Origin of the sequence: Candidatus Hydrogenedens sp. (genome assembly GCA_035378955.1) — a bacterium.
In the GTDB taxonomy this organism is placed as follows: Bacteria; Hydrogenedentota; Hydrogenedentia; order Hydrogenedentales; family Hydrogenedentaceae; genus Hydrogenedens.
Genome location: DAOSUS010000018.1, coordinates 35,506 through 55,801, shown reverse-complemented (window position 1 = coordinate 55,801; position 20,296 = coordinate 35,506). Strand labels below are relative to the sequence as shown.

Annotated in this window: 15 protein-coding genes and 1 other RNA gene; 4 read left to right on the top strand and 12 right to left on the bottom strand. The window is 37.5% G+C overall.

Features of this window, described 5'->3' with window-relative positions; genetic code table 11:
• Positions 1-205: 205 nt before the first annotated feature.
• From PLA12_05795 to PLA12_05780, 4 genes are all read right to left on the bottom strand, one after another.
• Positions 206-304, bottom strand: a complete 99-nt coding sequence (locus PLA12_05795; protein ID HOQ32008.1) for a 30S ribosomal protein THX — start codon at positions 302-304, stop codon at positions 206-208.
• A 104-nt stretch (positions 305-408) separates the two neighbouring features.
• Entirely contained in the window at positions 409-2,097 is a 1,689-nt protein-coding gene (locus PLA12_05790) for a 50S ribosome-binding GTPase (protein ID HOQ32007.1), read from the bottom strand.
• 18 nt (positions 2,098-2,115) lie between these two features.
• The gene (locus PLA12_05785; GenBank protein ID HOQ32006.1) at positions 2,116-3,948 is read right to left on the bottom strand and encodes a dynamin family protein; all 1,833 of its coding nucleotides are present in this window, start codon (positions 3,946-3,948) and stop codon (positions 2,116-2,118) included.
• Positions 3,949-4,008: 60 nt separating this feature from the next.
• Positions 4,009-4,659: a PilZ domain-containing protein gene (locus tag PLA12_05780; protein HOQ32005.1), complete on the bottom strand. Its 651-nt coding sequence runs from the start codon at positions 4,657-4,659 to the stop codon at positions 4,009-4,011.
• Between the two features lie 137 nt (positions 4,660-4,796).
• Here PLA12_05780 and PLA12_05775 point away from each other — a divergent pair, with 137 nt between their 5' ends.
• Positions 4,797-7,397, top strand: coding sequence for a PEP/pyruvate-binding domain-containing protein (locus PLA12_05775; protein HOQ32004.1), 2,601 nt, complete (start codon positions 4,797-4,799; stop codon positions 7,395-7,397).
• A gap of 26 nt (positions 7,398-7,423) precedes the next feature.
• On the opposite strand, the gene PLA12_05770 is transcribed toward PLA12_05775, so the two are convergent.
• The 8 genes from PLA12_05770 to PLA12_05735 all read right to left on the bottom strand — a co-directional run bounded on the left by PLA12_05770 (position 7,424) and on the right by PLA12_05735 (position 16,116).
• Positions 7,424-8,173 (bottom strand): hypothetical protein, encoded by a 750-nt coding sequence (locus PLA12_05770; GenBank protein HOQ32003.1) that lies wholly within the window; start codon positions 8,171-8,173, stop codon positions 7,424-7,426.
• Complete coding sequence (locus PLA12_05765) at positions 8,148-10,130, bottom strand: ABC transporter ATP-binding protein (GenBank protein HOQ32002.1); 1,983 nt, start codon at positions 10,128-10,130, stop codon at positions 8,148-8,150. Before PLA12_05765 ends, PLA12_05770 begins: the two co-directional genes overlap by 26 nt.
• Positions 10,131-10,160: 30 nt before the next feature.
• A complete protein-coding gene (locus PLA12_05760; GenBank protein ID HOQ32001.1) occupies positions 10,161-11,147 on the bottom strand; it encodes a nitronate monooxygenase in 987 nt (328 codons plus the stop codon).
• Positions 11,148-11,192: 45 nt separating this feature from the next.
• Positions 11,193-13,046 (bottom strand): DNA polymerase III subunit gamma/tau, encoded by a 1,854-nt coding sequence (dnaX, locus tag PLA12_05755; protein HOQ32000.1) that lies wholly within the window; start codon positions 13,044-13,046, stop codon positions 11,193-11,195.
• 34 nt (positions 13,047-13,080) lie between these two features.
• Positions 13,081-13,349: signal recognition particle sRNA large type (gene ffs, locus PLA12_05750), an RNA gene on the bottom strand.
• Positions 13,350-13,400: 51 nt separating this feature from the next.
• The gene (locus PLA12_05745) at positions 13,401-13,775 is read right to left on the bottom strand and encodes a hypothetical protein (GenBank protein ID HOQ31999.1); all 375 of its coding nucleotides are present in this window, start codon (positions 13,773-13,775) and stop codon (positions 13,401-13,403) included.
• A 54-nt stretch (positions 13,776-13,829) separates the two neighbouring features.
• The gene (locus PLA12_05740; protein HOQ31998.1) at positions 13,830-14,390 is read right to left on the bottom strand and encodes a DUF1559 domain-containing protein; all 561 of its coding nucleotides are present in this window, start codon (positions 14,388-14,390) and stop codon (positions 13,830-13,832) included.
• A gap of 166 nt (positions 14,391-14,556) precedes the next feature.
• The gene (locus tag PLA12_05735; protein ID HOQ31997.1) at positions 14,557-16,116 is read right to left on the bottom strand and encodes a radical SAM protein; all 1,560 of its coding nucleotides are present in this window, start codon (positions 16,114-16,116) and stop codon (positions 14,557-14,559) included.
• A gap of 183 nt (positions 16,117-16,299) precedes the next feature.
• On the opposite strand from PLA12_05735, the gene PLA12_05730 reads away from it, so the two are divergent.
• The 3 genes from PLA12_05730 to ccsA are packed head-to-tail and all read left to right on the top strand — an operon-like array spanning position 16,300 to position 20,185.
• Positions 16,300-17,064: a hypothetical protein gene (locus PLA12_05730; GenBank protein ID HOQ31996.1), complete on the top strand. Its 765-nt coding sequence runs from the start codon at positions 16,300-16,302 to the stop codon at positions 17,062-17,064.
• Positions 17,065-17,087: 23 nt separating this feature from the next.
• A complete protein-coding gene (locus PLA12_05725) occupies positions 17,088-18,230 on the top strand; it encodes a cytochrome c biogenesis protein ResB (protein ID HOQ31995.1) in 1,143 nt (380 codons plus the stop codon).
• Positions 18,231-18,238: 8 nt separating this feature from the next.
• Entirely contained in the window at positions 18,239-20,185 is a 1,947-nt protein-coding gene (gene ccsA, locus PLA12_05720; protein HOQ31994.1) for a cytochrome c biogenesis protein CcsA, read from the top strand.
• Positions 20,186-20,296: the final 111 nt, after the last annotated feature.

Genomic DNA, 20,296 nt, shown 5'->3' with positions numbered 1-20,296 from the left:
CTTGCGGACAGGCTTTCAATGCCGGGGCTTTTGTCCGATTGGGTCTCGGTTTACGAGCACCTTTTAATAATTGTCCTATCGTTGGCAAGGATAATCCTCCTGTTCACTAAAACAGAATTATTCATTTATTGTTTTATGGATAATTGATTTTTTTGTTGTGGGCAAAATAGTATATCAAAAACAAAAATACGATTTCAACTTCGTATTATTTGTCTGTCTTTTTACTCACTTTCTTTGGACGCGTCTTTCCATAAGAGCCACGCCAAATCTTACCGCGTTTCGTTCTACGGTCACCTTTACCCATAAATATCTATTTAATCCTTTATTATATCAGGTAAAAATTATTCTTCAGGGATAAAATCAAAAAGAGGTATTATTATATACAATATTCAACTCAATTGTCAAATATTATCTCAAAGATTCAAAATCATTTTTTAAATTTTTAATTTTGCGAATCTGCTCTCTCACCTCATCAATGAGTTTTTCATATTCTACAAAGGGATTCATAATATCGGGTAGATATACTACAAACTGCTTCATTATTTTCTTCCGCATATTTCTTGCACTGAGATACACGGCTTTATCATACAACCAAAAACCGACCCCTACACTGATTACAAGCACAAGGCAGGAATGAACAAGAAAATCCTTTCCTTGATAATAACCTAAGAAATAGCCCGGTATAATACGCCAGAAAAAATATACCAACACAATATACATAGGCACATAAAATAATTCCAACAGAAAATAATTTGACAGGCATTTAGCCTTCTGTGTGATATGAGCATCCATCTTCTCTTTCAAAAAGTCAACTCCATTATGAAAAAAATTCACCATAAAATTTTCGGATATTGATGGTGCCGCATCTTTGCGAATCTTTGCTTTATCAAGGGCAAAGGCAAGTTTATATTGGGTCTTTTCTAATTCGGGTTTGCATTTATTTGAAATCTGGGTTACTATCTCATTAACAATCTCATTAATTTTTTTCTCAAAATAAGTGGCCTCTTCTTTGTCCGATGTAACAATCGCCTTCATCATTTTCCATGGACGAATTACTTTAGAGAGAGTTGTTAAAATACCTGAAAACCGATGGCGTATCTGGGCAAGTAATAAAAAAATTCCATGCAACTCCGGTGCTATTTCATCCTTCAATAGATGGTAAAAAGTCCCCGACTCCTTTGCAAATTCTGTTTTAATAATTCGTTCATGTTGTGCCGCTAACTCTACTTTCTTTTTATCTAAAGTTTCCTTCATTTCATTGATAGCAGGCTCTGTTTCTTGCAAAAATTTATCTATTCGTTCCATCATTTTTTCTATCAAGCCATGAACATTTGCCGTTTTTATCTGGCGGATTTTTGCATCGGTAAGTTGTTGATAAAGGAAATTCTCTAACTTGGAAAAATCAATTTCATCTGTTTCTGTATCTTCTGATTTCGTTCCTAACTTTCTATTTAACGCCCGAAGTGCATTCACACGAAAATAAGTCAGAGGCTCTATTCCCTCCGATTTTAATCTTTTCAACCAGTCATCCATAATAGAAGGGCTTTGAGAAGTCATTTTAGTTTCTACCAGAACAAAACCCCGTTCCCTATTCACTTCACGGATAATGCTCCATGTCGCTTCTTCAAGGTATTTATCTCCATTACCGCAAAGTAATATAAGGTCGCATTTCTCAACTATCTTTTTTGTAAAATTGCGATGTTCCTTAACCACCGTATCTGTATCCGGCGTGTCAATAAGGACAATATTATCAAGGGCAGAGCGGGCATATAATTCACACTCTCCCTTTAATTCAGAATCAGGCTCCCATTCCGGAGGATAATAAATGATGGGTCTATTCGTGCAGGGTCTCATTTCTGAGGTCTTAGCGATTTTATCACCGGCGATAGCATTAATTAATGTTGACTTGCCAACCCCTGACCCTCCTACAATTGCAACAATTAATAAAGATTCAATCTTACTGCTTCTTTCCTCTATCTCTTTAATAGCACCCCTTAACTTTTCCGCTATAGGTATAAAACCTTCCCAATCTCCTTTATAATCGGCTATCTCTTTTAACTGATGTATTATTCTTTCCAAATTTGCTTTCGGTAACATCTTTCTCCCATCCTATAATTATTGTTTTTCCATAATGGCTTTATTTTGCGAGTTATCATTCGCTTCAATTTGTGCTTGCTCTGTGTTTTCTATTTGCAAAGGAAACTCTCCATTAAAAATATCCTGAACCTCTTTATCAAATTGTTCTGCAAAACTTAGATATTGATATATATCTTGTAAAACATATTGTAAAACTTCTTCCTTTAATATCTGAGAAAACTCTCTTTGTTTTTCTTCTATCCATTTTTTGTAAAGTGAATTTATGCTGTTTCGAAATCTCTTATATTCAATAGTTTCAATAAGAGCAGAACCTCCCAGCATTCCTCCTCCTGCTATTAATTCTGCCCAGGGACCAACATAAGGCATTCCCCAAACCATAGAAACGAAACCTGCGCCTAAAAGTAAGAACGATATTATCCTTTTGCCATAAAAACCCTTCAAATTGGGGGATTTTAAAAAATCATCTACAATTTCTTCGATTTCTACTTGTAGCCATTCCGGTTTTATAGAGAGAAGAGTCTCCATTCTTGTTATGATTTTCTTTTGTAGTGCATCTCGATTGTTATGTAATTCATGTAATCTTTTGTTGATATTTTTATCCATATAATCTATTTCAGAAATAAATTCAGATTTCAACAACCAATCTAAAAGTTCATTAAAACATTTTTCTATCATTTCATTATGTTGTTGCTTAATTTTTTTATTCACCCCTTCTGTATTCATTTCTAATTTTTTCATTTCACTTCGATACCCAGAAAAAATGGAAGTAGGGAATAAAAAAAAGTATTTAACATAACCAATCTGTTTCCTTAACTCGTATTTAATCTCTTCTACCATCCGAATCCAACGAAATGGAATAAATTCTTTACCTATAATGGTATCTCTAAGATAACCTTCACAAACTTTTATTTTGGATAGGGAATATTTAAATAGTTTTTCAAATTTGTTCTGGTACCATTTTATAAATTCTTCTTTAAATCTACTTATCGTCTTTTCTAATATCTTCGTTTTTGTTTCCTGCACAGGGAAAGAACGGATATATTCCCTTAACTCCATATTACTTCCTGTCAATGGCTTAATAGGTTCATCTAAAAAATTTTCATTATAGGGATATTTAGGAAAGTAAAAATGGGGCGAATTTTCATCCATTTCCACTTTTCTCATAAATTCTCTTATTTGTTTATCTGTAATCTGAAGAGATTCGGGGTTATCCCTATCTACTTTATTCATTACAGGAATTACTATTTTCCCTTCTTCACAAGCACGACGGAAAAATTTGATTACAGATTCATCCATATATTTAGAATCATTCGTAACTGCAATAATAATATCGCCTGCGGATACAATCTTATCCGCTATCTCCCAATGTTCTTTTGCAATGGAATCAATATCCGGGGTATCTAAATATAAATAGGTGTCGGGAAGGGACTTTTCTTCCTTAACCAAGAGGATATGATTGGGTAAAGATTCACTAATGGCCTCTTTTTTGTCCTCCATTTTCCTTGCCTCAAATTCAAGAAACAAATTGTTATCCAAACATTGTTTCGCCTTCTGTTCTGAGGCAATAATAACAGGCCTTTTGGTTGCCGCAGCGTAAGGGTCTGTTGCCGTTAATTCTTTTTTCATCAAAACATTTAAGATAGTGGATTTCCCGGTATTGGTTCCTCCTGCCACAGCAACAACGAGACAACCTTCGTTTTCCAAATGAGGGACAAGTTTCCCCATGAACAGATTTTCCCATGCGGACAAATCTTCCCCTTTCAGAATATTTAAATCTAATATTGAAACATTATCCTTAAATCTTTTCCATGCACTTTTTAATAGGTCTATCCAGTCCTCTTTCACTTGCATGTCCTCCTTTTTATTTATATACATACGAGTTTACAAATGATTTTATTTGCTTTCTTAAAATCATACCTTCAATTTCGGGCAGGATTCTCTTAATGTTTTAATTACAAATTCGTTGATTTGTTCTTCATCTTCGGGCTCCATCCCCACAAACTTAAGGCTCACTTGATTTACTTTGCCTATAAACGACACATGAGTTACAGAACCTAATAAACGAAACTTCCTTTCTTTCCCCGTAACCGAATGCTTTAGCGAAAAAAAGACTTCTACACTATCTCCTACATCCAGAGCTTCTTCAATGACGATTAACATTCCCCCAGCACTGATATTGCGAATAATTGCTTTAATCTTTCGCGGGTGGGCATGGGGTTTTATCTCCGCAGGCAGGTTAATGGGAATTCGCCAAAACTGGCGAAGAAATATATTCGATAAGTTTTCAGGAATAGCCAGAAGTATTCCTTCTTCCGCAGAATCAGAAACTTCCATAATTTCTGTTTGCAAAACAAGGCAACCCCGATTACTACACAATTCAAGTGCCACTTGCATTCCCGAAAAGAGTTCCTTAGAAAATTTTGTCTGGGATACCCGAATATATTCCTGAGTAACAGAAATAACTGTTATAGGACATAATTTTCCTTCAAAACTCAATATACCGACGGTTCCTGTTTTTAATGTTTCCTGTAAAATCTGTTCTATCTCTTTTATCCTGTCCATTCTTCATTAACCTTATTTACAACCCATGGGTAATTGCTTTCCTCGAATAAAAATCCACTACAATAAGTTATGTCATAATATAATTAAAAATCATTTTAATCGAAAATAGCTGACAATAACAAAAAAGGAATGCTTTTATGTCTATATCCATGCTTAGCACAGGAATATCGGAATTTGACCGAATATTAAGAGGACTCATTGCAGGGGATAATGTTGTATTTCGTGGAAGTTCCATCGTTGATTACCATAAGTTTGTAATACCTTTTGCACAACATGGACATGAAACAGCCCGTCCTGTTGTATATTTTAGATACGGGAAACATCAACCTTTACTAAAAGAAACAGAAGTTTCTACTTATGCGATTATTAATCCCGATGAAGGGTTTGAACCTTTCATCAGTCAGTTACATCAGGTTATAAAAAATACAGAACGCCGTGCTTTCTATGTCTTTGATAGATTGTCAGACCTGTCCCTCACATGGTTTAGCGATACAATGTTGTGTAATTTCTTCATGTTAACCTGTCCCTATTTATTTGACCGCGGTGATTTAGCCTACTTTTTCCTTGACCGTTCCCAGCATACACCCGAGTCCGTTACCCCTATACAACAGACCGCACAAATCGTCATCGAACTGTATAACCATAATGAAAACTTGTTTATTCGCCCTGTAAAGGTTCAACAGAGACATTCTTCCTCCATGCACATGCTCCATCTATGGAAAGATGGAAAAATGACCCCTATCACAGAAAGCCATATTATGGCAAAGGTATTATCATCTACCCTTAGCACAACACTCAGCCCGGGAGAAGGGCCTGTTGATATATGGAACCGTATTTTGGGAGAAGCCAAATATGTTCTCCGATTGGGAGATGAAAAAATAAAACGGGAATTGATGGAAATTCTTATCAAGATGATGATAACACGAGAAAAACGAATGACAGAATTATTCCTGCAATATTTTTCTTTAGAAGACCTCGTAGAAATAGGTCGGCGTGTTATCGGGACAGGGATGATAGGCGGAAAATCTGTGGGTATGCTTCTGGCACAAACCATATTACGAAAAAGCAATCCCAAATGGACACAAAAGTTAGAAACCCATGATAGTTTTTATGTAGGTTCGGATGTTTATTACACATTTCTTGTTCGTAATGGCTGTTGGTGGGCTCGGGAACAACAAAAGGAATTAGAAAGTTTTCTTCCCGGAGCAGAACGAATTCGCAGGCGTATTATCACAGGGGAATTCCCTGAAGATATAGAAACGAAATTTGAACAGGTTCTGGAATACTTCGGTTCCTCTCCTATTATTGTTCGTTCCAGCAGTTTATTGGAGGATAATTTTGGAAATTCTTTTGCTGGAAAATATGAAAGTGTATTCTGTGCCAATCAAGGTTCGACAAGGCAAAGATTAGAAGATTTCAAAGCGGCCGTTCGCACGGTGTATGCCAGCACAGTAAGTGAAGAGGCTTTATATTATCGAAAAAGACGAGGACTTTTAGACAAAGATGAACAAATGGCTCTATTAGTTCAACGGGTATCCGGAGCCCAACATGCACGACTATATTTCCCGAATATCGCCGGCGTAGGCTTCTCTTATAATCCTTATGTATGGTCTCCAGAAATTAATCCTAAGGCAGGTATGTTACGGTTGGTATTCGGATTGGGAACACGCGCCGTTGACCGTTCGGATGATGATTACACAAGAATTGTTGCACTCAACGAACCTATGTTACGCCCTGAAGGTTCTACCAAAGAGCAAAAAAAATACTCACAACAAAAAGTAGATGTTATTGACCTGGATGGTAATCGCCTCATTTCCATGCCTGTGCAAGAAATTGTCCCCCAATGTGAGGGTATTCCATTAGACCTATTTGTGGTTCAAGATTTCGAAGCCGAACGGTTTTATAAAGAACGCGGACAAAAAATGCCTCCTCAATGGAAAATCCGTTTCGATACACTCCTTACTGAAACTGCATTCGTTACAGATATGCATGAAATTCTTACTACATTAGATAGTGCCTACCAAAATCCTGTAGATGTAGAATTTACTGCAAACTTTAAAAACGATAAGGACTTCTATATAGATATTGTTCAATGCAGATCTTTACAGGTCAGCGACCGTTCTGAACTTCTTTCCGAACCTGTTATTGAAAATAATTCCAACCTTATTATTCAAACGGATGGACCTATTATCGGGAGAAGTCGCTCCAATCAAGTGCATAGAATTATTTATGTAGTTCCTCATCTCTATGGGGAATTACCGATATCCGAACGGTATGCTATTGCTCGTGCCATCGGCACTTTAAATCAAATACCCCCACTTATTACAGGAGACCCTATTGTAGTCCTAATCGGACCCGGAAGATGGGGAACCAGCACGCCCTCATTAGGAGTGCCTGTCACTTTTTCCGAAATTAGTTCTGTCTCTTTTCTGTGTGAAATCGTAGCCATGAGAGAAGACTTAACACCGGATGTATCTTTAGGGACACATTTTTTTAGTGAATTGGTAGAATCCGATTTATTGTATTTCGTTCATTTTCCCGGTAGAGAAACTCATTGGCTCAATGAAAAATTATTAACCCAATTACCCAACAAATTAAAAGAAATATCCCCCGGACTGGAAAAATATGAAGATATTATTAAGGTATATGACTTTGCATCGGATACCGAAAAAACATGCCACATTTACGCAAACACTTTCGAACAGAAATTAGTTTTATATCTCAAAAATGAAAAATAACAAAAATTTTTATGGGTTTTTATATGTTAGCTGGGTTTGATTTTACCTAAGTTAATCGTGGAGGCGGGGGGGATTTTTATCTCTTTGATTTCTAATATCATTCCGCGTTCGGTTTTTAGACGAAGGTTATACATTCCTGCGGGAATAGGCTTGAATTGAATATTTCCTGATTCATCGGTATGCCCATCGCAGGGCCACCAGGGACCTAATTTGGGATGAAACATCATTAAGCCCACATTTTCATTGACCACAGGTTGTTCGTCTTTATCGAATAATTGTAATTCAATGACACTGGCTTCTAACATCAGGACTTGCATATCTTCAAGGGAATCGGCATCGGTAGGTGGAATCTCAAAATAGTTGTTAGGAAAATAATGAAGGATAGGGTCCCAGGCACGAATGAACACTCTCTTATTTTTAGGAATTTGAATTGTGCTAATCCCATCCGAACCGCTTAAATTCCCGCGTGCAATAGGTTCATCAAATGCATTCGGTTTTTCGGTTGCAATGCCTGCCATATTTTCCAGAGGCATACCGGCACTATTTAGAATCGTGATTTTACCGACTACCCAGGGATGGGTTATCTCTGTGCTTGTAACCTGTGTTGGCTGTTTTTCTGTTTTTGTCGGGGGAGGATTTTCTACCGATACTTTTTCAGGTGCTGATACTGTCGGCGGGGTTTCGGTTTTTTTGGGGCTACACGAATGGAATATTAGAGATAATAAAACGAACGAGACATAAATTATATATTTAATTTTCTGTTGTTTCATAGGCATTACGAAATTGATGCTGATAAAGTTGATAATAAACTCCCTGTTGCTTTAACAATTGCTCGTGGGAACCTTGCTCTATAATCCTTCCACAGTCCAACACCAAAATACGGTCGGCATTCATAACCGTTGAGAGACGATGGGCAATGATAATACTGGTTCGTCCTTTTAAAAAGTTTGTCAATGCTTCCTGTATATATTTTTCGCTTTCAGAATCCAAATTGGAAGTTGCTTCATCAAGAAGTAAGACTTCGGGATTTTTAAGAATGGCACGGGCTAAAGCCAGGCGTTGTCTTTGTCCTCCGGAGAGCAATTGTCCAAATTCACCTAAATTGCTATCCAATCCCTTAGGCATTTGAGCGACAAACTCCTTCGCATGTGCCATCGTAAGAGCCTGCTCAATTTGTTCATCGGTTATATGGGTATTTCCTCCCGTCAGATTATCACGGACAGAACCAGAAAAAAGGATGGTATCCTGGGTAACAATTGCAATTTGCTTTCGTAGGCTTTCCAATGTGGCTTTGCGAATATCCGTATTATCGAAATAAATAGTACCTTCTTTTACATCATAAAAACGGGGAATAAGTTTAACAAGGGTTGTTTTTCCTGAACCACTGGGACCGACCAGGGCAACCCTTTCTCCTCGTTGGATAGAAAAGTTTAAGTTATCAAGGACAATTTTTTTACCATCATAAGAAAAGGAAACACTCTCAAATCTAATTTCTCGCTTTAAAGGTTCTAATAAAACAGCATGAGGGGCATCCTGAATATCGGGCTTGAGGTCTAAATATTCAAAAACGCGTTCCGCACTGGCAACACTTGTCTGTATCATATTATTTACCGTGGACAACTTACGAACAGGGTCTAAAATCATCGCCAATGCAAGATATACCTGCAATAAATCACCCATATCCAACCGATAAGTAATCACACGATATCCACTAAACAGAATAAAACCGGAGAAACCGACAACAAGAATAAATTCTGTAATCGGTTCCGTAGCGGAATCTGCTTTCACCATTTTTCGTAAAAATCTGCGTAATCGGCTTGCTTCAATATCATACCGTTGTTTCAAAAATTCCTCCATTTGAAAACCTTTGATAATAAGAATACCCCGGGTTGTTTCATTTATAAGCGAAGCAAGGTCAGCAACTTTCATAAGCGAACGGCGAACACTTTTACGGACATACAGACCTAATTGAATTAAAGCATAGCCCAAGGGAGGCAAAACACATATCCCTACAAGGGTTAGCCAGGGGTCTACACTAATAGCAACGATAAGAAATGTTAATGCTTTGAAAGGTTCACGAAGCACCTTGATAAAGGCATTCGATAGACCCCGATTGACCATGAATATATCATTACTGAAACGGGCTACAACATCACCCGACGAGTGGGATTCAAAAAAACCTAATGATTGCGTCATTATATTCTGATACATCTTTTGGGACAAATCAACAGAAACAAAGGCTCCCACAGAACCTGCAAAATATTCCTGAAAAAAACGGGCACAACCACTAATAAAGGTGAGTAGAATAACAATAACAATGGCAATAAACAAAGCAAATAATTTATGAGCTCTCATCTTATCCACAAATCGAAGGAATACCTTATCCCATTCTGATGGCGGGGTATTGAACCATTGGTGAATGCTCGTATCCCATTTTCGAATTTCATGTGCATATTTAATAGCCGGGTCTTCTTCCGCTTGAAAAATAGTTCTATTATGTGTTTCGGAAGGTTGATATAAGGTTAATTTTACTGCGGTGCCTAAACTTACTATCATTGTCCCAAAAGAAAAAGCAATAACCAAAGAAAGAGCAATGGCTATAACTAATCGTGCTTTATACACCAAAGCATATCGGATAAGGCGGGCATAGACTTTCCAGCCAGAACTTCTCTTCTGACCTTCTGACTGTAGAAAATCCGATACAGGTTCTGTATTTACAGGTATAGGTTCCATAAAATATTAACAAATAGACAAAATATGTCGTTAATCGTTTCTGATGGCTATTTTATTTAGTTTTTCGAGGATTTGCTCCGCCTGTGTCATTATATCGTTAATAATCTCTGCAATACTCTTTATCTCATAAATTCTACCAACAACCTGGCCGCAAGCAATACATCCACGGTTTACATCTCCACTGAGATAGGCTTCTCTTCCCACCTTGCCAGAGATAACCGGCAACAGGTCTTGCAGAGTTGCTCCTTCTTTTTCCATATTTGCAACCGTTAGTGCTGCTTCATTCTTTATTATACGCGCCGGATTTCGAATAGAGCGTTCTACAACAATGGTATCTGTTTCTTGGGCCTGCACAAGCCACCGTTTAAAATTTTCATGCATAGGGCATTCCTTAGAAGCCATAAATCTTGTCCCCATAAGAATAGCATCCGCACCTAAGCATAACGCAGAAATCAGACCTTTACCATCACAAAATCCACCTGCCGCAACAACAGGGATGGAGACAGTCTCCGCGGTTTTCGGTAATGCAATTAGTGTCGGGACTTCATCCATTCCTGGGTGTCCACCACACTCAAAACCTACAATGGTAACCGCATCTACACCTACTCGCTCTGCTTTCTGGGCAAAACGCACAGCTGGAACTTTGTGAATGACCTTCACTCCTGCAGATTTAAGTTTTGGCAGGTAGGGCTCGGGATTTCTCCCGGCAGTCTCCACTACAGGAATTCCCTCCTCACACACAATATCCACATAAGTTTCAGTCATATCATTAGGCATAATCACAGGAAGCATGGAAATATTTACACCGAAAGGTTTATCGGTCATATCCCGGGTCTTCTTGATTTCTGCCCGTAACTCTTCTCCACTCGGAAAAGAAACCGCCGTGATAAAGCCCATTCCACCTGCATTGGAAACAGCCGATACCATTTCCGCTTTAGCCAACCATTGGAGCCCTCCCATCAAAATGGGGTATTTAATGCCTAACATTTTTGTAATTCGTGTTTCAAAAGTAAACATATTTCTTCCTTTTTGTTTTTGATAATATAAATGTATAAATACCCATTAATCAATATCCAGTCCATCTTCATTTAATTCTTCTTCAACAATTTCCTTGTCTACAAGAGGGGCTTCTTCTGTATCTTTTTTAACAGATACCTTAACAATTCTCCCCTTAAAACGATTTAGAATTATTTGGACCTTTGGGTCTTGCTTTATTTCTTGAGCAAGTTCCAGTGGCACAAGGTCATTTAGTAATCCTTTGCGTGAGGATTTTATAGCAAATTCATTCTGTCTCATTTCTTGTTGAACAATTTGTATCTGCTTACTCGGGAAGCCCAATTCATTTACAGTTTCGAGGATATACCGTTTTGTATCTCCTTCGGCAAGGCATGAAAGAGCATTGGTATCAGATGATTTAACCTGTATAACTATTGTTTCCGTTGTTGCATCATGACTTATCTTTACATCTCTTAAAGACAATGTTAGTGTCGCTTTTTTATAAGTAAGTTCACGAAGCACCCTTTTTGTAAAATCCTTATCTACCTCACCCCGATTTCCTGATACAGTTCTGGATAGTGAAGATACTGTTGTTGGTGCTGGTGCTCCTAAATTCGAGGTTGAAGATGTAGTTTTTACAGGTTCTTTTAGCTCTGTTTTTTCAGAAGAGGGTGTTTTTATCGTTTTTTTTTCCGTAGTATTCTCTTGCTGTGGATATGTGGAACGGTTTTCCTGAACAAATGCTTTTTTTGAAAATTGTATAGAATCTTCCAGCTGTATTAACTTTTCCAAAATAGATTCAATGGATAATTCGGTACCCACTTTACAATTTTTAATAAAGAACGCCTCTAATGCAGTCCGATGGGAAAGTTGTGAGGTAAAATTTTGGTTTAGTTCTGCTAATTGTTCAACAAACTTCATAAGTTGAATTATGGTGAAATTTTCAGCCTGTTCTTTTAACCGTTTAATATCTTCTTCCGGAAGAAAAAAGAAATTCTCCTGCTGGGTTGTTTTAAGAATAAGCAAATTTCGGATGTGTCGAATAAATTCCTCAACGAATTGATTTAAGTCTTTCCCTGAGGTTGAGACTTCATCAATTATCGAAAGAACCTTAGATATATCTTTACGCTGTAGAGCATATACCAATTGGTCAATTTTATCCGTCTCAATAAGCCCCAGAACATCCTGAACATCTTTATAGGTAATTTCACCCTCACAATAAGTCATAAGCTGGTCAAGAATACTTTCTGCATCGCGAACACCTCCATCCGCAGAGCGTGCAATTGCAAACAACGCCTCTTTTGTGGCTTTTCTCTTTTCCGCCTTTACAATTTGTTCCAGGAGTTGAACAATATCCGGCACAGCAACTCTTCGGAAATCATATCTCTGACAACGGGAAATAATTGTTGCAGGGATTTTGTGTGCTTCTGTGGTAGCGAGGATAAAAACAGCATGGGATGGAGGTTCTTCCAAAGTTTTTAACAGAGCATTGAAAGCCGCAGAAGATAACTGATGGACTTCGTCAATGATATATACTTTGTATCGTGCATGGGCAGGAGCCAAACGAACTGCTTCACGAATCTCACGGATATTATCTACACTGTTATTAGAAGCCCCGTCAATTTCCTGCACATCCAGATGCGTCCCTTTACTTATTTCGATACAGTTATTGCATTTATCGCAGGGTTCTGGAATAGGCTTATCCGAACTCTGGCAATTCAAGGCTTTGGCAAGGATACGAGCTGTGGTCGTTTTTCCAATTCCACGGGAACCAATAAATAATAGAGCATGATGAATCCGCCCCGAAGATACCGCATTTTTTAGAGTGCGTGTAATATGTTCCTGCCCCACAACTTCATCAAATTGTTGCGGTCTCCATTTTCGGGCTAGAACATGATATGTATCATTCGGTTTCGGCATAAAATATATTCCCTGCCATTTATGTAAAAAGTGCTCGCGCACCCACCTTCGAACGACATACCCAGAACGGCCACGGAGCAGTTAGCTCGGGCCCGGCAACCCTGCAGCACACAGACAGTATCAACTACGGCTGCTTCCTTCCGGACCTGACCGGGTTCGTTGCCTATCTGTTGAGCAGGACCAAGCCGTCAACACCACTTACTCCGCACCAGCTAAAGGGCATACCGCCCTCGGGAGGGAATTCAGCCTCGCTAAAGCGGATTTGCGAGTTCAGGAACGCCGCTTCGTTCCCACCTAGCGCGAGCAACTAATATTATAACGGATTAAACCACAGAAGGCAACATGGGAAATTTTTTATTCCAGATTACCTGCAAGTGCTGAAACCAAATTCGCCGTAGCAGAAGTTACAGGGGCATCACCCGGAACATTAAGGTCATAGGGGTTCGGGTCCGGAATATACCTGATAAACTCTACATGGCCATCCATATAAAGGACATTACAACCACCCGGAACATGATTGAATAAAGGCTCTTTGGATTGTGGTGTTGAAATCGTATCAAGCATTATCCATACGGAACTTTGAGCATTATTACTACTCGCAGGGTTATTGATATCTGTTATTAAAAATCTTTCGATTCCTTCTCTTAAACGATACACAATATTTCCTCCACCATTACCATATCCTGACCATGGAGAACCTGAATATGCAAGATTTGCATCGGAATCCATTACTTTAAGAAGAGCCCGAGGGTTACTGTTGTTAATATAGGCGACAACATCGCTTTAGTGCGCAAAGTAAAGTGCATCAAATGCTGCCCCAAATTGAATAGGTGCCGGTAACGAGGTATCGAATCCCGAAGGACTTATGGTAAGCAACAATCCGATTAAAAGAAATTGACTTAATTGAATAGCAGGTTTAAAATCATCAAAAACCCATCCCAAATAAATATAACTACAATCAATCTCATCACTCACTTGAACAAGGTTACCATTGACATCTTCAATCCTTTTCCTGGAATGAGATGCATTGGGGTCTGATGGACAAATTGCAATATAAGGGTCTGTTAAATATTCAGGATAAATCAAGTCTACTTGAGGACCCACTGCAATTGCTCGTTCTAATGTCGCCGGATTATAAGTTTGCATAGGAGGAAATCGTTCCCCTTTGCTCTCATTTGAATACATTTTCAGGACAAGCGCCCATTGCTTCAAATTATTCTGGCAACTTGACCTTCGTGCTGCTTCTCGTGCACGGGCTAATGCAGGCAATAATATTGCAGCAAGAATACCGATAATCGCGATAACAACTAATAATTCAATTAATGTAAATCCTTTTTTTATCATATAACTCTCCTTTCAATAACATTAAATTAAATGTCTCTAATTAATAATTATGAACAAAATATTGTCAAAAGTCAAGAAAAATACCCATTTTTAAAGAAAATATTTTAAATAAATATTGACTAATTAAATACAAATTAATAATATCAATGTTTTCAGAATTAATAATTTATCTCTGAAAAGGTAAATATTTTTTAAAATTCTGAATTGAAGGTAAATGGTTTGCATTTAAAAACATAGGGAAGGTTTTTATTGTACCCCTTATGGAACGGCGTTGGGAACGGTAAATCATGCGTAACGCAGTAATAGGCATAAGTATCGTTTTTGTAATAATATCCAACCCAATTACAACCGCTTTCCAAATCAGACTTTGTGGGCTTTTCTTAATTTTTTTTACAAGGGCTGTAATTATTTTAGGTGAAACAAAACAAGCAGAGCGAATAAGACGATTATCTTCTGTCATTTTCCATAAAAAATAATCTTCATATAATACCGGGTTGTCTTTTAAGATTCCTTCTTCAATGGCTCTTTTCCGTATTTCCGTTCCAGGATAAAATCGTAAAGAGAAAAATAAAGGCATGAATGGTCGTGGAGTTTTCGCTAATGTAATTGCAGTATTCAATCGGTCTTCTTGTGTTTCAAACGGATTGTCTAAAATAATATCGTAATAAATACCCACAGGATATTCAGAAATGATTTTTGCTGCATTTAGGAATGTTTCGGACTTTGTAGGACGTTTATATATCTCTAAGCAAGTTCGGTCACTACCACTTTGTAAGCCCATATTTGTCCAGGTCATACCCGCATCTACCAATATAGACATTCGCTCATGGGAAACTTCACGGGCTGTTGTTCTGGCAATAAATGGTAATCCGATACGCTCTTTGTATTTTGTGCAAAACTCTTTGATATATTCCATATCGGATGCAAAAAAACAGTCATCAATAATATCTACATAAAAAATAGGGGGACCTTCTTTCATGGCCAATTCTAATTCCTGTATAACATGCTGAACGCTCCGATGTCGTACAGGCCAGGTTCCGTATAATTTACGCAAAAAACGATTACAACAATAAGCACAGCCATAAGGACAACCCCGTGAAGTCATTATCTTATATACCTGCCCCCGATACCTTTTGTATCGCATAAGATGTTCAACCCGAACAGGCTCTATTTTTGTCCCCGTATCTACATAACTACGCTCCGGTATCTGCCTCAAAGGTGGAAGTATATCCAGATTTGTAATAAGAGGAGACAGAGGGTTGGTTTGTAATACTCCTTCTTCATCTATATAAGCAAGATTATTAATTTTTTTCAAAGCATTTTTATCCGCACCGTTTCTTACAGATACAAGAAATGCTTTCAGCGACAGTTCCCCTTCACCGACACAAACAAAGTCTGCTATTTGAGCACAACGGTCAGGCTCGGTAGTCGCTTCAATTCCTCCCCAGATAACATAGGTTTCAGGTAATACTTCACGCACTATTTGGGTTATATCCGATGCAACCTGAAAATCCTCTGCCGTTAAACTGATACCAACTACTTTGGGTTTTTCCTCCAATAAAAAATTTTTTACATGCTCATGTTGATTTCGTCCCGAATATTTTTTAAAAACAGGAAAATATAAAAGGACAGAATCGAACCTTTCCTGCCGAAGGAATAAATGCAATCCCTTTAACCCTAAAATGTCGAGGTTAGGTTGAGCAGAAACTAAACATATATCTGACATTCCCAGAAATTTCCTTAATAATGAAAACAATCATTTAAAATCTTCATATTCTATTCGTAGAAACATTCAAAAGAATGTTAAAATTTCGTATTACTTCATTATATAAAATTATTAAGGAATGTTTATAATAATGCTTTCGTTATTATATTTGTATTTTATATATACAACAGAAGAGAGGTATATATGAATTTTCGAAATCACATAAATTTTTTAAGCGTCTTTTTAATTTTACTTGTTTTTTTGTATGGCTGTTCCAATGAAGGAAAAGAGGAAATTATTCAGAAAAGAGAGATTTCTTCCACAGAGAAGGAAATACCTGTAATTCCATTACCGGCGTCCCAGAGATTACGATTACTACCCTCAGATACGGAAAACACGGGGCAACCAGATACAGGCTCTTTATCAGGTGCCCCACCTGAGCAGATTACAACTAAAAAAGAAGGACAGGAGATTGAAAATTCGGGAAATAAAATGGATATGGGCACTTCATCTCTCCCCGCAGGTGGTTTTGGAAAATTAGAATTGGAATGGAAAACACCGGAAGGTTGGCAGGAAGATACTACGAAGCCAATGCGTATTGTTTCTTTTAATGCAGGTGAAAATTCAGCATGGGAATGTTATATTAGCGTATTAATGTCGCAAGCAGGGGGAGTAGAAGCGAACCTGAAACGTTGGGCAAATCAGATGGGGAAAAGGGATATAGATGCTCAGGCTATTGAACAATTATCGGACATTACCCTTTTAGGAAAACAATGTAAACTTTTGGATATTACAGGTAATTACGAAGATATGCAAGGGATTACTCATGAGAATTATCGTCTTTTAGGGACTGTTTGCCCCTTGGAAAATCAAACTTTGTTTGTTAAAATGACAGGACCGGAAAAGGAAGTCACTCTCCAGCGGGATAACTTTATTAAACTATGTAATTCGCTTACATTAAAAAATTAAAAAGTGATTATGGAAGTAATAAGATGAAAAAAATTCTCCATTTTTTAGGGTCATATAAATTATCGGTTGTAATACTATTCTTTCTGATGGCAATTGTATTTTTTGGAACTCTGGCTCAAACAGAACATGGAATTTATGAGATACAAAAGAAGTATTTTGAATCTATTTTCGTATGGCACTGGTTAGGAAATTATATACCTCTTCCTCTCCCAGGAGGAGGGTTACTTATGGTTCTTTTATTACTAAATTTATTTATCGGAGGAGTTTTATTAGCCCCGAAAAGTATTAAAAAGCCAGGGATGCTCATCGCACATGGTGGTGTTATTTTGCTTATACTGGGTGGATTTTGGGGTGAGTTTTGGGGAAGTTATGGTCAAATCTCGTTATTTGAAGGTGAAACAAAAAGAACTTTCGAAGATACAAGAAAATGGGAAATTTATATCTGGAAATTGGATAAAGAAAAAAGGATACCCATTACAGAATGGATTATCCCACAAGAACAGTTTTCCAAATTACATGGAGCCTTACGAAAAAGTTTCTTTTCAAAAGAATTTCCCTTCGAAATAACATTGATGCGTTTTATGAAGAATGCTAAACCCCGATTTACCATTCCCGGTGTAGAACAGGGTATTCAGGGAGTACTGTTAGAACCGGCACCCTCGGAACGGGAAGAAGAATTAAATCTCGCAGGTATCTATGTAGAGGTTTCTGCCAAGGAACAACATCACTTAGGAATGCTCTGGGGTGGAGAAAAACAGCCCTGGGTTTTCGAAATACAGGATAATTTATACTCAATGGGAATAAGACACCAAAGAATGGAATTACCTTTCTCTATCAAATTAGAAAAATTTGTTAAGGAGTTTTACCCCCGAACCAACAAACCACGCTTCTTTGCAAGTGAAGTGGTATATTCTACAGAAAACTGGGAACAGAAAACCGTGATACGAATGAATGAGCCCCTTCGCTTTCAAGGTTTTACACTGTATCAAGCTTCCTGGGGGACAGAAAATGACAACTCTTCTGCACCTGTCTTTTCTGTTCTTGCGGTAACAAAAAACCCTGCAGAACAGATTCCCTTATATTCATGCATAATCATTTCCATAGGTCTGTTATTACATTTTTCCCAAAAATTAATAAGATTTTTGAAAAGTTCAAAAGGAGCATAAGTAGTTTAATGACTTTCTTTCTAATATCATCCATTATTATTTGCGGATTGGGTGCTTTAAACACTACAGAATTACCATCAGAAGTTCCTCAAACCGCAAAATTAATCATGCCCCAATGGGATAAGGAAATAATAACACAAGCAGAGAAATTACCTATTCAATCCGATGGACGCATAAAACCCTTGAGTACTCATGCCCGATTTTTACTTCTACGACTGAGCGGAAAAACATCTATAAAAAACCCAGAAGAAAAAAGTTTATCCCCAACAGAATGGTTCTTAAATTGCCTTTTTTACCCTGAAATAGCCAAACAATACCCAGTTTTTATTGTTCATGACCTATCCGTATTGGAAAATTTAGGATTACAAGGACATGAAAAGAAACGAGACCGATATACTTATAACGAATTGTTTCCTGCCCGCGAAGAATTAATGAATCAAGCACAGCAATACTCCCAGATACCTCCTACTCAACGAACGCGTATCCAGGAGCAGGTCTTAAATTTAGCCGATAATCTTCTCGCTTTTGAAGAAATCATAGGTTATCTGGATTTCACACGGTATAAGTATCCTATTTCACCCAATTCCTTATTAGATCAATTCTTCCCTGACAGAAAAGAGGTCTTTTTAGCAGAAATCGTTGAAACATTCCCACAAATAAAGAAAAAACTTAAAGAACTGTCCCAAACTATGAAGGAGGAAGAAACAAAAGAAGCCTTATTAGTAATTCGAAATCTATTAGGAGAAATAAGCCAACTTGTTCAAAAAGCAGAGCATTTTACCGTTATACCTCCCGACGACCCATCAAAGAAAGAATGGCTTTCTCCTTTAGATACCGCCATTCAAATTTTCGACCCTTCCATTGAAAATATACCGGATATTCATCTTTTCCTGCTTTTTACAAAATTAGAACAAGAAAAAGGAAATGCAGAACAATTCAAAAAGTTATGGACACAATTGGTAGAAAATATTACACAAATGGCAGGGAAAAGAGGAGAAGGAACCAGAATAAATCTGGAGGTTCTATATTACAAAGGAAAATTTTTATTCTATAGCCAATGGATATTCTTTTTGGCTTTGATTATAACTGCAATATGGTGGCTTTCTATAGAAAACAAATTTTTAAAATTTAGTGTATTTTCTGTCAATACACTTGCTTTACTTTTGCTTATTACTGCTATTACCTTGCGTTGTATTATTCGTGGAAGACCCCCTGTAACAACTCTTTATGAAACGATTTTGTTTTCTACAGCCACATCTGTTTTATTGGCATTCATTATTGAGCGTTTCACAAAAGATAATATTTCATTAAGTCTTGCCAGTTTTTTGGGTTTACTGGGTCTATTTATAGCCAATCGCTATGAAATGAAAGAAGGCACAGATACTATGCCCAGTCTTGTAGCGGTTTTAGATACCAATTTTTGGCTAACAATTCATGTAACAACCATTGTTATTGGATACGGGGCAGGCTTATTAGCCAGTGCTTTTGGACATGTCTGGATTTTAGGAAAGTTATTAAAAATTAAAAAAGATGATACAAATTTTTACAAACGGCTCTCACGAGGGATATATGGAACGATTTGCTTTTGTTTCTTTTTCTCTTTCATAGGCACCGTTTTAGGTGGCATCTGGGCATTACAGAGTTGGGGGCGTTTCTGGGGTTGGGACCCCAAAGAGAATGGGGCTTTACTGATTGTCCTCTGGTGTTTGATTGTAATCCATGCTCATTTAGGGAAAATTATTAACAGCCTGGGTGAAGCAGCAGGTTCTATTATTTTAGGTGTTGTTGTTTCTTTCTCATGGTGGGGGGTTAATCTATTAGGTGTGGGCTTACATAGTTATGGCTTTACACGCGGAGCCTGGAATTCTCTTCTTATCTTCTGGATTATCGAAACTCTACTTATCCTATCTGCCGCCTATATAAGTTTTACAGAAAAAACAACAGACATAAAGTAAGGGCGATTGACCAATCACCCCTACACATTAAAAATCATAACCCTTAATGTAGCACAAACATTTTGTCTGTGTTTTCCTTCTGTCCTTACCCCTACAAAAATAGTTATAAAA